This is a genomic window from Mesorhizobium ciceri biovar biserrulae WSM1271, from assembly GCF_000185905.1.
In the GTDB taxonomy this organism is placed as follows: domain Bacteria; phylum Pseudomonadota; class Alphaproteobacteria; order Rhizobiales; family Rhizobiaceae; genus Mesorhizobium; species Mesorhizobium ciceri.
Map to the genome: position 1 here is coordinate 5,702,684 of NC_014923.1, position 13,760 is coordinate 5,716,443.

The 13,760-nt window shown below is 62.2% G+C and carries 12 protein-coding genes; all 12 read right to left on the minus strand.

Going from position 1 to position 13,760, the window contains the following annotated elements; translation table 11 throughout:
• Positions 1-2 precede the first annotated feature (2 nt).
• On the minus strand, positions 3-1,223 hold the full coding sequence (locus tag MESCI_RS27610; RefSeq protein ID WP_013533262.1) for a TraB/TrbI/VirB10 family type IV secretion system protein: 1,221 nt from the start codon (positions 1,221-1,223) through the stop codon (positions 3-5).
• Between the two features lie 13 nt (positions 1,224-1,236).
• Positions 1,237-2,265: a P-type conjugative transfer protein TrbG gene (gene trbG, locus MESCI_RS27615; protein ID WP_013533263.1), complete on the minus strand. Its 1,029-nt coding sequence runs from the start codon at positions 2,263-2,265 to the stop codon at positions 1,237-1,239.
• Positions 2,255-2,986: a conjugal transfer protein TrbF gene (gene trbF, locus MESCI_RS27620; protein WP_013533264.1), complete on the minus strand. Its 732-nt coding sequence runs from the start codon at positions 2,984-2,986 to the stop codon at positions 2,255-2,257. Before trbF ends, trbG begins: the two co-directional genes overlap by 11 nt.
• Positions 2,987-4,309, minus strand: coding sequence for a P-type conjugative transfer protein TrbL (trbL, locus tag MESCI_RS27625; protein WP_013533265.1), 1,323 nt, complete (start codon positions 4,307-4,309; stop codon positions 2,987-2,989).
• A gap of 28 nt (positions 4,310-4,337) precedes the next feature.
• Entirely contained in the window at positions 4,338-5,063 is a 726-nt protein-coding gene (gene trbJ / locus MESCI_RS27630) for a P-type conjugative transfer protein TrbJ (protein WP_013533266.1), read from the minus strand.
• 5 nt (positions 5,064-5,068) lie between these two features.
• Positions 5,069-7,510, minus strand: coding sequence for a conjugal transfer protein TrbE (trbE, locus tag MESCI_RS27635; RefSeq protein WP_013533267.1), 2,442 nt, complete (start codon positions 7,508-7,510; stop codon positions 5,069-5,071).
• A complete protein-coding gene (locus tag MESCI_RS27640; RefSeq protein ID WP_013533268.1) occupies positions 7,504-7,776 on the minus strand; it encodes a VirB3 family type IV secretion system protein in 273 nt (90 codons plus the stop codon). Before MESCI_RS27640 ends, trbE begins: the two co-directional genes overlap by 7 nt.
• Entirely contained in the window at positions 7,776-8,084 is a 309-nt protein-coding gene (locus tag MESCI_RS27645; RefSeq protein ID WP_013533269.1) for a TrbC/VirB2 family type IV secretion system protein, read from the minus strand. Before MESCI_RS27645 ends, MESCI_RS27640 begins: the two co-directional genes overlap by 1 nt.
• Before the next feature lie 11 nt (positions 8,085-8,095).
• On the minus strand, positions 8,096-9,064 hold the full coding sequence (gene trbB / locus MESCI_RS27650) for a P-type conjugative transfer ATPase TrbB (RefSeq protein WP_013533270.1): 969 nt from the start codon (positions 9,062-9,064) through the stop codon (positions 8,096-8,098).
• Positions 9,061-9,474 carry a CopG family transcriptional regulator gene (locus MESCI_RS27655; protein WP_013533271.1) on the minus strand — a complete coding sequence of 138 codons (414 nt, stop codon included), beginning with the start codon at positions 9,472-9,474 and terminating at the stop codon, positions 9,061-9,063. The genes trbB and MESCI_RS27655 overlap by 4 nt, the downstream gene beginning before the upstream one ends.
• A gap of 115 nt (positions 9,475-9,589) precedes the next feature.
• On the minus strand, positions 9,590-11,620 hold the full coding sequence (locus MESCI_RS27660; protein ID WP_013533272.1) for a conjugal transfer protein TraG: 2,031 nt from the start codon (positions 11,618-11,620) through the stop codon (positions 9,590-9,592).
• Between the two features lie 200 nt (positions 11,621-11,820).
• Positions 11,821-13,644 carry a glutamine--fructose-6-phosphate transaminase (isomerizing) gene (gene glmS / locus MESCI_RS27665; RefSeq protein ID WP_013533273.1) on the minus strand — a complete coding sequence of 608 codons (1,824 nt, stop codon included), beginning with the start codon at positions 13,642-13,644 and terminating at the stop codon, positions 11,821-11,823.
• Positions 13,645-13,760 lie beyond the last annotated feature (116 nt).

The following is a 13,760-nucleotide window of genomic DNA, read 5'->3' on the forward strand; positions in this document are numbered from 1 at the left end:
AATCACTCCCGTTCAATTTTGTATGGTCGCAGCAGGAGATCCTTGTGCACGATGACGCGCAGTGGCCAGCCTGGTCGGATCGTTATGGTGGGCTGAACGTTGAGATTTTTCTCAGTTATGCGCTGGCCGGCTCGACTGACGTTCTGCTGGGCGGATTCGCGGATCGCCTTGACCAGATCGCTTTCATTGTCTCCAAGGCTCAATTCGGTACCCACGCCAAGCGTGGTCGCAAGCGCAACCCCCTTGATCAGCTGCCAGGTGTGGAAATCCACCTTGTCCTCAAGCCCCGCATATCCGGCGGTGTCTGTCGCCGGCAGATTATCGATTTCGATCGAGGACCCGTCCGGCAGGATTATTCGCTGCCAGACCAGCAATGCGCGCTTTTGCCCAAACGCCACCACGCTGTCATAGGTGCCGATCAGCCGGGAACCTTGTGGAATGAGCAAGATGCTGCCAGTGACTGTGTCTTGCACATTCTCTGTGACCTGCGCGACGACAAGGCCGGGTAGGTCGGAATTGATCCCGGTAATGAGGCTTGCCGCGATTACGCTGCCAGCCATCAGTTGGTAGGGCGAAGCAGACGTCTGCAGCGCATGGGGATTGTAGATTCCGCTTGTGCTCCGCTGACTGACAAAATCCAGCTTGCGCTGTTGGTTGTTTTGATCGCCCTCGGCTGGCGCAACGGAAGCCGACCCGGCTGTCGCTCCGGATTGCGGCGCTTCAGGCCGCTGCTGTACACTCTCCCCGCCGTCAGCGAGATCTGTCGATCTGGGTCGATTATCGATCCGGAACAACACTTGAGACTCGCGCGCTTCGATTGCCTGCTGGGCAAGGCGTTGATCCTCGGCGGAGACCTCCTGTCCCGGCGCAATTCCGAGTTGGCGCTGCCGCTCGAGGATGGGGCGGCCGAGATCACCGGGTAGCGGCGGTCCGAGCACCGGTGCCTTCGGCTTGACGCCGGAATAGTCCCTGGGCAGGCTGTCGAGCCCCTCGGCGGTGGGCTTGTGGTCAGGATGGTAGAGGTCTTCCGCATGCTCTTTGAATCGCAATGCCGGTCCCTGAAGCGCAATGATCATGACGCCCAGAATGGCACCACATCCGGCGGCAGAGATCGCGACAATCACCCCCCGCCTGAAGCGCACAGCACCGCGGGGTGAGGCGCGCAGCTGCAGCTGGTCGGGATCGAGTTTAGGCGGCGCATTGGAGTGGGAGGTATCGGTCATGAGCCTTTTCCCCTCACCTGCCGAAACCGGCAAAGAGTGGCATCCGACGCGGCAATTGCCCGCCGTCAATCCTTGAGATGCGAACGACCTGCTGCGGCTTGGCCCCGAGGCGCAGTTCGGCCGCGGCGAACAGGCGATCGACGATGTAGTAGTTGCCACGCATGCGGTAGTTGACCAGCTGATTGCCGCCGTCGGCACCGACGATGAAGAGCGGTGGCGCCTCGCCCTGATCGATGCGCCGGGGGAATTCGATATAGACTTTGCTGCCGTCGTCAAAGGCCCGTGTCGGCCTCCAGGGCGGAGTGTCGCCGGCGATTGAATAGCGGAAGCGGATATTTTCGAGCGCAACATTCGATGCGACCGGCGTTGCAGCGTCGGCCTGAACGTTTCGCCGGGAGAGCGCAAGGATCTGGTCTTCGCTGTAAGTCCAAGAGATGGCCGCCATTGCGGTCTTGTCCGTGCTTTGGAGCTGCAAGTGATAGGTGCGTCGATCCGTGGTGATCACCAGATTTGTGGTAAGCTCGGGCGCGAACGGCTTCACCAAAACATGGGTGCGCTGACCGTCACCGGTGCCACTGACGGTGTCGCCGATGACCCAGCGGACCGTGTCCCCGGCGGACACCGCCGTCAGTTTCTCGCCCGGCTGCAGAGCGATATCGGTGACGCGCTCCGGCGCGGCAAAGAGCTGATAAAGCGCGCCATCGGTGAAGGGATAGACCTGGACCGCGTTGACATAGCCATACCTGGTTGGCTGCCGAGTTGCGGCCCTATTGGCATCGGCAACGCGTTCTTCAGGAGAGCGCTTGTCTTCGGCGAACTTGACCGGGTCAGGCTGCAACTGGCCGGGAAGCGGTAGCGGCTTTGGCACCTCGACGATTTTAACCGGTTTCTCTGGCGGCTTCTCGATCGACGCTGCTTTGAAGTCGGCAGCGTCATAGGCAATCTCGGGCGGCGGCACCGGCTTGGATGCGCAGGCGGATAGCACCGCTGCCGAGGCCGACAGGATCAGCGCGGCACGGAGCGATGGGGCTTTATTTGTCATTGGCGGGCTCCTTGGGGGAAACGGAGGTCGGCGCGGCACTGTCGAGCTCGCGCGACCAATCGATGGCGTTGATGAAGAGGCCGAGCGGATTCTTGCGCAGTTGGTCTGTATTGTTGGGCGGGCGGATCATGATGGTGAGGATCGCCGTCCAGCGGGTCGTGCTGGCAAGGCTGCCGCGCTCAAAGACCTGCTCGGTCCATTTGACCTGGAACGAGCTGCCGGAAGCCCGCACCACGCTGGTCACCTGGACGGACACGCTTCGCGTTCCGATCTGACCGAAAGGATCGTTCGCCTTGGCATATTCGTTGAGGAAGAGCGCGGCGCGGTCACTGGCAAAGTCATAGGCGGCCAACCAGTTCTGCCGCACCAACACCGGATCGGTGGAAACGGAACGGATATTCTGAATGAAACGGCCAAGATGCCAGGCGATCTGGGCGTCCGTCGGCTCGTAGTCCCGGATTGCCGAGGCTACGGCGCGCGCCTCGCCGAAGCGGTCGACCTCGACGACGTAGGGCACCACCCGGCTCTGCATTGACTGCCAAACGAACCCGCCGGAGAGCCCGGTCGCCAATGCCAGGCAGCCAAGAGCCATCAGCCGCCAGTTGCGGGCCTGCACCCGCGATGAGCCGATGCGCTCATCCCAAAGCTGGCCCGCCTTCTGGTACGGTGTGATGGGCTCGGGTGTCTTGCCGTAGCGTTGAACGGATCGCTTGAACAGCATCTAGTCGTCCTTGTCGTTGAGAGAGGGATTGGCGCTACCGCCCGGTCTGTCACCATCGCGCACGGCCTGCATGGTGGCGTGGCGGTGGGCTCGCGCAGACTGCTGGGAACGCAGGCGCCTGGCCCAGCTAGGGGCAGCATCGGTGGTCGGACCCGAAGGAGTTTCGGTCATCGAGGCGATGGGAGACCCGCCGGTCGCGGTCCATGCGGCCTGGCGCCCGGCATCAGCGCTGCGCCCGACGGTTTCCGCGGCAGATCGTGCCGCTCGCACAGCGGCGCCGCTGGCAGCACCTGCCACGCCCTGCATCCCGGCAGCCACACCGGACAGGCCGGAGTCAGGCGAGGTTGCGCGTCCTAGTTGCCAGGCAGAGGAAGCTGCCGAACCGATCGTGGTGCCGGCGCGAATTGCGGCAAGCCCGCCATCAGCTGCCATGCGCACCCCAGCGATCGCAGCGCCTCCCGCAATGAGTGACGCACCGGCGGCGGCCGCGGCCGTACCCAGTGCAGCGCCCGCACCAAGCTGCGGGGCACCCGAGACGAGACCGGACGCTATTCCAGGCCCGAAAATACCTAGCCCAAGCAGCGCCAGCGCGCCCAACACCTGTGACATGGCGGCGGCCAAATCCGGCTCCTTGCCTTGCAGCGCCGAAGCGAACTCGCCGAACAGCGTGGACCCGACACCGACAATGACCGCAAGCACCATCACCTTGATGCCCGACGAGATCACGTTGCCGAGCACGCGCTCGGCCAGGAACGCCGACCTGCTCCAGACTGCGAAGGGCACCAGAACGAAGCCGGCGAGAGTGGTGAGCTTGAACTCCAGAATGGTGATGAAGAGCTGGATGGAAAGAATGAAGAAGGCAATGATGACCAGGAACCAGGCCACGAGCAGCACGAAAATGGTGAGCGCGTTGCCGAAGATTTCGGGAAAGCCAAGAAGCTGGCTCGCCTGATCCAGCAGCGGCCACGCGCCCTCGAAGCCTGTGGCAGCAATACGTCCGGGCCGCAGGAGACTGTCGGACGACAGATTGGCGGCCGAAGCGCTGATGCCCAGCCCTGCGAAGGAGCGGTATATAATGTCGGCGAGATTCTTGAAATTGTTCAGGATGAAAGCGAAGACGCCGACATAGAGCACCTTGCGGATGAAGCGGCCGAGAATGTTGGGCTCGCCGGCGAATGCCCAAGCGAGCCCGGCTAACGTGATGTCGATGCCGATCAGGGTCGTGGTGAGGAAGGCGACATCGCCCGACAGCAGACCAAACCCGCTGTCAATATAGCGGATGAAAGTCTCCATGAAGCGATCGATGACCCCGAGGTCGTTCATTGCGCCTTCCTCGTGCCAGAAATGGTGATCAGTTGCCGGGATAGGCCGTGCCGGTGCCGAGGAAACGCTTTGTCGTCTGGCGCGCGGCTTCTTCGGACTGCGCTTTGCGAGCCGCATCCTCGGCCTCAGCGCGAAACTGCGTCGCGAGCAGCGTCTGGATCTGCATCTGCTGCTTGGTTGAGAGCGCGATCAGTTGGTTGGTGGCCTGGCTTGCCTCAAGCGCACCGGCAGCACCCTGGCTGCGGTTGACGAGATCAGCAAGCAGGTCGCGATCGCCGCGGACGTTGTCGAGGATTTGCGACTGGACACCCATCGTCTGCCGGAACGCCTGCATGGCGCTCTGCCAGCGCTCGCGTGCTGCGCTTGCCACATCGCTGACCTTGATCGTGGCGTCGTAGCTTTCGGGATATTGATTGCGCCACTGGTCCTGCAGCTTGCCCAGATCAAAACTCAGACCACTCGCCTGGTCCATGAGCCCGTCGATCCGCTGCAGCGAACCGGTGAGCTGGCCCACCGAAGAAAAATCCAGCCTCTGAAGGTTGCGCGCCATGTTTTGTAGCATGGTCGCCTGGTTCTGGAGCGACTGTATCTGGTTATTGATCTGCTCCAGTGAGCGTGCCGCCGTCAGCACATTCTGGGTGTAGTTCGAGGGATCGAAGACAATGAGCGCGTAGGCTGGCTGGACATAGTCGGCCATCGGTTTGGCCATCAGGGAAAGGGTGATCAGGCCGGAAAGGAAACGGCGCCGCATCATGACGATTACTCCATGTCTGGTTGAGGGAATTGGCGGAGAAGCTCGGCGGCCCAATAGAGCCCGCGGGCATTCACGAAATGAAAGGCAAAGCCGTCCTGTCCGTGTTCCGACAGGATCCTGTCGATCTGGGTCTGGCTGGCCGGATCGGAGGCGCCGCATAGCGCAAGCGCGATTGGGCCCAAGCCCAGCTGAAACAGCCGGTTGCCGCGGCGCGATTGCAGATAATATTGCCGCTTCGGCGTGGCGCGCGCGACAAGCTCGATCTGCCGCTCGTTCAGGCCGAAACGCTCGTAGGCTTCCCGTGCCTGTGGTTCCACGGCACGGTCATTGGGAAGAAAGATGCGCTGTGGGCAGCTCTCGATGATGGCCGGTGCGATTGCAGAGCCAGCGACGTCGGCCAGTGACTGCGTGGCGAAAATGACCGAGACGTTCTTCTTGCGCAGCACCTTCAGCCATTCGCGTATACGCCCCGCAAAGAGCGGATTGTCGAGATAGAGCCAGGCCTCGTCGAGCATGAGCAATGTCGGTCGTCCATCGAACCGCGCCTCGAGGCGATGGAAAAGATAGGTGAGCACCGGCAGCACAGCGCCTTGGCTGTGCATCAGCTCTTCGGTCTCGAAGCACTGCACATCCGACAAGGCCAGCCGATCGTCATCCGCGTCCAGCAACCGGCCGAAGGGCCCGTCGAGCGTGTAGGGCATCAAAGCGGACTTCAGCGCGTTGGACTGAAGCAAGACCGACAGGCCGGTGAGTGTGCGTTCCTGCGCCGGCGCCGTTGCAAGACTGGTGAGTGCCGACCAGATTGCCTCTTTCGCCTCCGGGGTGACGGTGACGTTCTCATGGGCGATCAGCCCGGCGATCCATTCGGCTGCCCAGCTGCGGATCGCCGGATCGTCAATCTTGCGCAGCGGCTGGAAGGCAAGCGCACCGTGCGCGCGCAGCGCGTGATGCTCGCCACCCATGGCAAGAATTGCGGCCCGGGCTGAATTGCCTTTGTCGAAGACATAGACCTGCGCGCCGGCATAGCGTCGGAACTGCAGAGCGAAGAGGGCAACGAGAACCGATTTGCCGGCGCCGGTCGGTCCGACGATCAGCATGTGGCCGACATCGTCGACGTGGGTGGAAAGCCGGAACGGTGTCGACCCGCTGGTTGAGGCGAACAGAAGCGGCGGGGCCTCTGCCTGTGTAACTTTGGCGAGATGCTCGTTCGCCGCCGGGCCGGCCCACACCGAGGAAAGCGGCATCAAGTGGGCGAGGTTCAATGTGTGAACGAGCGGCTGACGGACATTGGCATAGACATGGCCGGGCAACGAGCCGAGCCAGGCCTCGACCGCATTCACGCCTTCACGGATCGTGGCGAAGCCGAGGCCATTGACGACGCGCTCGACCGCGCGGAGTTTCCCCGCAGCGGCTTGATGGTCCTCGTCCCAAACCGTCACCGTCGTCGTCAGATAGCCGAACCCGACATGATCGCCGCCTAACGCCTGGAGTGCGGCGTCGGCATCGAGCGCCTTGTTTTCGGCATCGGTGTCGACGAGCGGGACGGGTTCGCTGGTCACCACCTCGCGCAGGATGGCCACGATCGATTTGCGCTTGGCAAACCACTGCCGCCGCAACCGCGTCAGCGTCCTGGTGGCCTCGGTCTTGTCCAGCGGAATGAAGCGCGTCATCCAGCGGTAGGGGAAATCCTGATGGTTGAGCGCGTCGAGAATTCCGGGCCGTGTGACATTCGGAAAACCGAGGATTGTGAGCGTGCGCAGATGGTGGTTGCCAAGCATCGGCTCCAAGCCGCCGGTAAGCGGCGCATCGACCAGGATGCCGTCGAGATAGATCGGCGTTTCCGGCGCGGCGACTGGATGGCGGCGGGTGGAGATCGTGCCGTGGAGGTAAGTCAGCGTCTCGGCATCATCGAGTGCGCGTATTTCGGGCATGAAGCCTGACAGGAGATCCAGCACGCGACCGGTCTCGTCCCGGAACCGCGTGAGTTCCTGGCGCCACTCTCTCTCGCCTCCGGAATGATGCGAGTCGACCAGAGCGCTTTGCGCCCGCGCCTGGCTGTCCGGCGGCGGCATGAATGTCAGCGTCAGGTGATAGCGGCTCTCGTAGTGCGCGACCTTGCCTTGAAAGGCCGCGCGCCGTTCTTCATCGACCAACCATGACGCAGCGTCGGGGAAACGCGAGCTTGGGTAGCCCAGCGCCTCGATGCGCTCGGCTTCGAAGAACAATGCCCAGCCGGAGCCGAGCCGTCTGAGCGCATTGTTGGCCCGCGCGCAGATGCCGATGAGTTCGGCTTCTGTTGCACTCTCGAGATCAGGCCCGCGAAATCCAAATGAGCGCTGGAAACTTCCGTCCTTGTTGAGCACGATGCCCGGTGCCACCAGTGCGGCCCAAGGCAGATGATCGGCAAGTCGGTCGGCCTTGCCCCGATATTCGGAGAGATTCAGCATGCGAGCCACCCCTTCAGGCGAAGATGGCGGACGAGCACGCTGGCGAAATCGGGGTCGCGGCGGGCCGCGAAGACAGCCACGGTGTGCGCGCAGGTCCACAGCACCAATCCGGCAATCCACTGCTGCAACCCCAGCCCGACGGCCGCGGCGACGGTGCCACTGAGGATGGCCACCGCTCGCGGCGCGCCGCCGAGCAAGATTGGTTCGGTCAGTGCCCGGTGAACCGGAACCTCAAAGCCCTCGATATGGTGCTCTCTGGCGAACATCAGACGAGTGCCCCGCCGCCAAAGGAGAAGAAGGAGAGGAAGAAGCTCGATGCGGCAAAGGCGATCGACAGGCCGAAGACAATCTGGATGAGCCGACGGAACCCACCTGCCGTGTCCCCGAAGGCGAGTGTCAGGCCGGTGCTGATGATGATGATGACCGCGATGATCTTGGCGACCGGCCCCTGCACTGATTCCAAGATCTGCTGCAGCGGCTGCTCCCAGGGCATTCCGGAGCCGGCGGCGTATGCCGGAAACGTGAGAAGAAACGCGAGCGTGGTGGCCCAGAGAAAGCGAGGCTTCTTGCGCATGAAGTGACCTTTCAGAGTTGCTGGAGTTGCGGAAGCGTGAGCTGGGTGACGGCGTAGTCGCCACTGCCGTCGAGGCCAGTGACCTCGGCGATCGTCTCGATGCGGCGCGAGGATCCGCGGCCGGCGATGAAGACGATCAGGTCTATCGCCTCGGCGATGAGCCGGCGGGGAACGGTGACCACGGCTTCCTGTGCGAGCTGCTCGATGCGGTAGAGGGCGGACCGCGCCGAGTTCGCGTGAACGGTGGCGATGCCGCCTGGGTGACCAGTGTTCCATGCCTTCAGCATGTCGAGCGCTTCCGCGCCTCTGATCTCGCCGACGATGATGCGATCGGGTCTGAGGCGCAGTGTCGAACGCACGAGATCGGCGAGCGTGACAGAACCACGCCTGGTCCTCAGCGCAACGCAGTCTTTTGCTGCACATTGAAGTTCGCGCGTATCCTCGATCAGGATCACCCGCTCGTGGCAGTCGGCGACCACGGCTAGCAGCGCATTGGCAAGGGTTGTCTTGCCCGATGAGGTGCCGCCCGCGACCAGGATGTTGCGCTGCTCGCGGACGGCTTTCTTCAACGCGTCAGCCTGCAGCGGCAGCATGACCCCGTCGGCGACATAATCGGCCAGGCTGTAGAGCTTTGCGGCGGGCTTGCGAATAGCAAAGCATGGCGCCAACACCACAGGTGGCAGCAGGCCTTCGAACCGCTCGCCCGAGGGCAGTTCGGCGCTGACGATCGGATTATCCGCATGCGCTTCGGCGCGCACGTGGGAAGCGACGAGGCGGACAATGCGCTCCGCCTCGGTAGGATGGATGTGTACGCCTGTGTCGACCAGGCCCTCTCCGAGCCGATCGATCCGCAGTGCTCCGTCGGGATTGACCATCACCTCGATGATCGATGGGTCTGAAAGCGCTTTGGTGATCGCCGGACCCATGGCGGTGCGCAGCATCGCACGGCGGCGATGGTCGGCTTCCGGATGAGAGTTCACCCTTCCCCTCCCCCGCCATTGCCTTTGTCAAGCGACCGCTTCCCGGAAGCGATCTGCCGGCCGACCTGCTCGACAAATTTGTCGAAGCGCTCCTGGCCGATGGCCTGCGTTACCCTGTCCGGGGCCGGCGTGTGGGCGTGAAGCGTGATCGAGAAGCGGATGAAGAGCGCCAGGCTCTCCATCGTCATCTCGGCGTCGCGCCTGACATGAGCGAGGTCGCGAGAAAGACGGTCGAGCCTTACCCCGTATCGTTGGTCGAGCTCGTTCTCGCCACGCCGCTCGATGAAGGCTTCTACTGCCTTGGCGACGATCGCCGATTTGGTGGTCGAAGGATCACGACTGAGTTTGTCCAGCTTCTCGCTTAACTCGAACTCAAGCAGAAATTGGTGACGAATGCGGCGGGGCTTCATGTGGCTTGTTCCAACTGCCAGCGCTGCCCGCCGGCACGGGAACAAGCATCCGCCAGATGCCCAAAAACGCTTATCGCCCTTATCTACGCTGAGGTACGCCGTCAGGAAGCAGCGTTCAGAAGCCGGGCACGATGTCCTTGTCGTCGCCCCTTCCCTCATTGATGCCGTAGGCGCGGGCCGCCGTCGAAATCCGATCCATGACACGTTTGTCGGCGACCGGCTCGCTATCATCGTCAACAGACTTGAAGAGATCGTCCTGCTCAGCTTCTGGAGAAAGCACGACTTGATCTTCCGCTAGAGCTGGATGGCGCTGCTGCTGGACGCCGCCCTCGTCCCCGATCGCCGCGTCGGCAATTTCGTCGCCCGCAGCCAGACGACCGTCAACGCCGCGCACCCGTCCAGTCCAGTCATCCGTGCGCGAAGCCGGACGGTCCGCGTAAGGGCTGTCCCGCAGCACCGGGGAAGGTAGCACGCGTTCGGTAAAATTCCAGTCCTCATAATAGCGCAGCTTCTGGGCGCGCAACGGCGGCAGCCCTGAAATCAGCACCAGCTCGTCGGTTTGGGGCAGCTGCATCACCTCGCCAGGAGTGAGCAGCGGTCGGGCCGTTTCCTGCCGGCTGACCATGACGTGCGACAGCCAGGGCGCCAGCCGGTGGCCGGCATAGTTGCGCATCGATCTAAGCTCCGTTGCGGTGCCGAGCGCATCCGAAATGCGCTTGGCGGTGCGTTCGTCATTGGAGGAAAAGGCAATACGCACGTGGCAGTTGTCGAGAATGGCACTGTTCTCGCCATAGGCCTTGGATATCTGGTTCAATGATTGCGCGATCAGGTATGCGCGAATGCCATAGCCGGCCATGAAGGCGAGCGCGGTCTCGAAGAAATCTAACCGCCCGAGCGCCGGGAATTCGTCGAGCATCATGAGGAGTCGATGTTTGCGACTCCTGCTTGGATCGCCCTCAAGGCGCTCGGTCAGGCGTCTGCCGATCTGGTTCAGGATCAGGCGCACCAAGGGCTTGGTGCGCGAGATGTCCGACGGCGGCACGACCAGGTAGAGCGATATCGGTCGCTCGGCATCCATGAGATCGACAATGCGCCAGTCGCAGGTCGATGTTGCCGCCGCGACCGTCGGGTCGCGATAGAGCCCGAGAAATGACATGGCGGTCGACAAAACACCCGAACGCTCGTTTTCCGATTTGTTCAGCAGCTCACGTGCCGCCGAGGCCACGACCGGATGGACCTCAGGCTTGTCGGGCGTGCCCAGGTGGTTGGTGGTCATCATCCGCTGCAGCGTCGCGGAAAAGGAACGTTGCGGGTCCGACAGGAAAGTGGCCACGCGGGCAAGCGTCTTTTCCTCTTCGGCATAGAGCACGTGCAAAACGGCGCCGACGAGGAGGGAATGACTTGTCTTTTCCCAGTGATTCCGGCGGTCCAGCGCGCCTTCCGGATCTACCAGGATGTCGGCGATGTTCTGAACATCGCGGACCTCTTGTGGACCCTTTCGTACCTCAAGCAGCGGGTTATAGCGCGCCGACCTAGGATCCGTCGGATTGAATAGAAGGCAATAGGAGAATTTCGACCGCCAGCCGGAGGTCAACTGCCAATTCTCGCCTTTGATATCATGAATGACCGCCGAACCGGTCCAGGACAGAAGAGTTGGAACAACCAGTCCGACGCCCTTGCCTGAACGTGTTGGGGCAAAGGCCATGACGTGCTCGGGCCCGTCATGTCGCAGATAGCGATCCTTCAGCTTGCCTAGGAAAACCCCGGCCGGCCGAAACAGCCCTGCCGTCACGATCTCCTGAGTCGTTGCCCACCTTGACGAGCCATAGGTCGTCACCGATCCGAGCTGTCGCGCGCGCCACAGCGAACCGCCGATGGCGGCGGCACAGCCCACGAACCCACTCGCGCCGGCGAGCGCACCGGCCTTATCGAAGACCTCGGGCGCATAGGCGTCAAAATGGTACCACCATTCAAACAGTTTCCACGGCTTGTAGATCGGCCAGCCAGCCGCAACAAACCACGGCGCGCCGAGTGGCGGCTGATGGCCCAGCATGTGCGCGCACCACTGCGTGGCCGTCCACACGCCGAGCATGACGATTGCGAATACGACGACGATCTGCCCAATCAGCAACTTCGTGGGCGTCATTGGCTTGCTCCGCTGTTTCGAACACCGGGGCAAGCATCGCGCGCCGCGATGTGAACTGAAATGCACACTACGCACGACCAGGTGCGACGAGGAGCAGCGCCGGGCTCGTCACAAGGATTAGCCGGAGCTATTAAGGCCTCGACGATAACGTCCGACTGCTCGTTCAGCCGAAGTGCATTTCTATCGAAGGGCCGTGACCATCATTCGACGGTAACCGATTTTGCGAGATTGCGCGGCTGGTCGACATCTTTGCCCATCAAGACCGCCGTGTGATACGCAAGAAGCTGTATCGGCAGCGCAAAGATCATTGGCGCGATAATTTCGTCGACTACCGGCAGCACGATCGTGTGCATCGTGTCGAGTTTCGAAGCAGCGGCCCCTTTCTCATCCGTGATGAGGATAATCCGACCGCCTCTGGCGGCCGCTTCCTGCATGTTCGAGACGGTCTTGTCGAAAAAGCGATCATGTGGCGCGATGACGATCACTGGCATGTTTTCGTCGACCAGTGCGAGCGGACCATGCTTCAATTCACCAGCCGCATATCCCTCGGCATGGATGTAGGATATCTCCTTGAGCTTCAGCGCACCTTCCATTGCCAGTGGGAAACTGGTGCCGCGGCCGATATACAGGACGTCATGACATTTTGACAGTTCGCGCGATAGGAGCTCGACATCTGGCTTGATGCTGTTCAGGACCCGGCCCATGACGCCCGGCATTTCGGCAAGACTCGTGACGAGCGCCTTTGCCTCATCTTGCGTTGCCGTTCCACGGGCCCTGGCAGCGCCAATGGCGAGTGTGGCTAGAGCCACAAGCTGGCAGGTGAACGCCTTGGTGGAGGCAACGCCGATCTCCGGGCCGGCGAAGATCGGGAAGACGGCGTCGGCCTCCCGCGCAATGCTCGATTCCCGGCTGTTGACGACAGCGCCGGTCTTCAGCCCACGCGCCTTGCAGTATCTCAGGGATGCGAGCGTGTCCGCGGTTTCACCGGACTGCGAAATGAAAAGAGCCGCCGACTGCGGCGGCAACGGGATCTCCCGGTAGCGGAATTCGGACGCGACGTCGATTTCGACCGGCAGGCGCGCATAGCGCTCGAACCAGTATTTTGCGATAAGTCCAGCCAGATAGGCGGTGCCGCAAGCCGAGATCGCCAGGCTCGGGATGCCGGCGAAATCCATGCAAGACGTCGTGTCGGCGCGATTCCCTTCGAAGCTGGTGTGATAACCGAGCGCACGGGCGACAACCTCGGGCTGCTCATGAATTTCCTTCTCCATGAAATGGCGATACTTGCCCTTATCGGCCAGATATGCCCCGGCAAGGGAAGTCTGGCGCGGACGCTCGACGGGATGGCCATCGAAATTGAAGATATCGACTCCTGTCTTGCCGATAACGGCCCAGTCGCCGTCGACGAGATACGTGACCGCATTTGTGAAGGGAGCAAGCGCGATCGCGTCGGAGCCCAGGAACATCTCGCCGTCGCCATGACCGATCGCCAATGGGGGTCCATTGCGCGCCGCCATGATGGTGGACGGATCATCCTCAAAGAGAACAGCAAGCGCGTACGCACCCCTGACGCGCTTCAGCATGGCATGCATTGCCTCACCCCTCCCCATGCCCTCACGGCGGTATCGTGCCAAGAGATGTACGACAACCTCGGTGTCGGTATCGGTCTGGAACTCGGCGCCCGCCGCCGCCAGTTCATCCTTCAATTCGGCGAAATTCTCGATGATGCCGTTGTGAACCACGGCCACACCCTCGGCAATGTGCGGGTGGGCGTTGCGCTCGGTGGGTGCGCCATGGGTCGCCCAACGTGTATGTGCGATGCCGACGATGCCACTCAGCGGCTCTTCCTTCAATCTTTTCTCGAGATTGACAAGCTTGCCCTTCGCGCGCCGGGAGTGCAACGAGCCCTCGCAAAGGGTGGCAAGGCCGGCTGAGTCATAGCCGCGATATTCGAGCCGCTTCAACGCGTCGACCAACCGCTCCGACACCGGCTGATGCCCAACGATGCCAACAATCCCGCACATGATCGTCTCCGAATTCTTCCCGATAGCCTCAGTCGGCCCAAGGGCACGGCCAAGCGCTCAGCCTCCCTAGTAGAATTCGGCAAAACAGGTAAATCGATTTTTGGGATAGCTGCCAT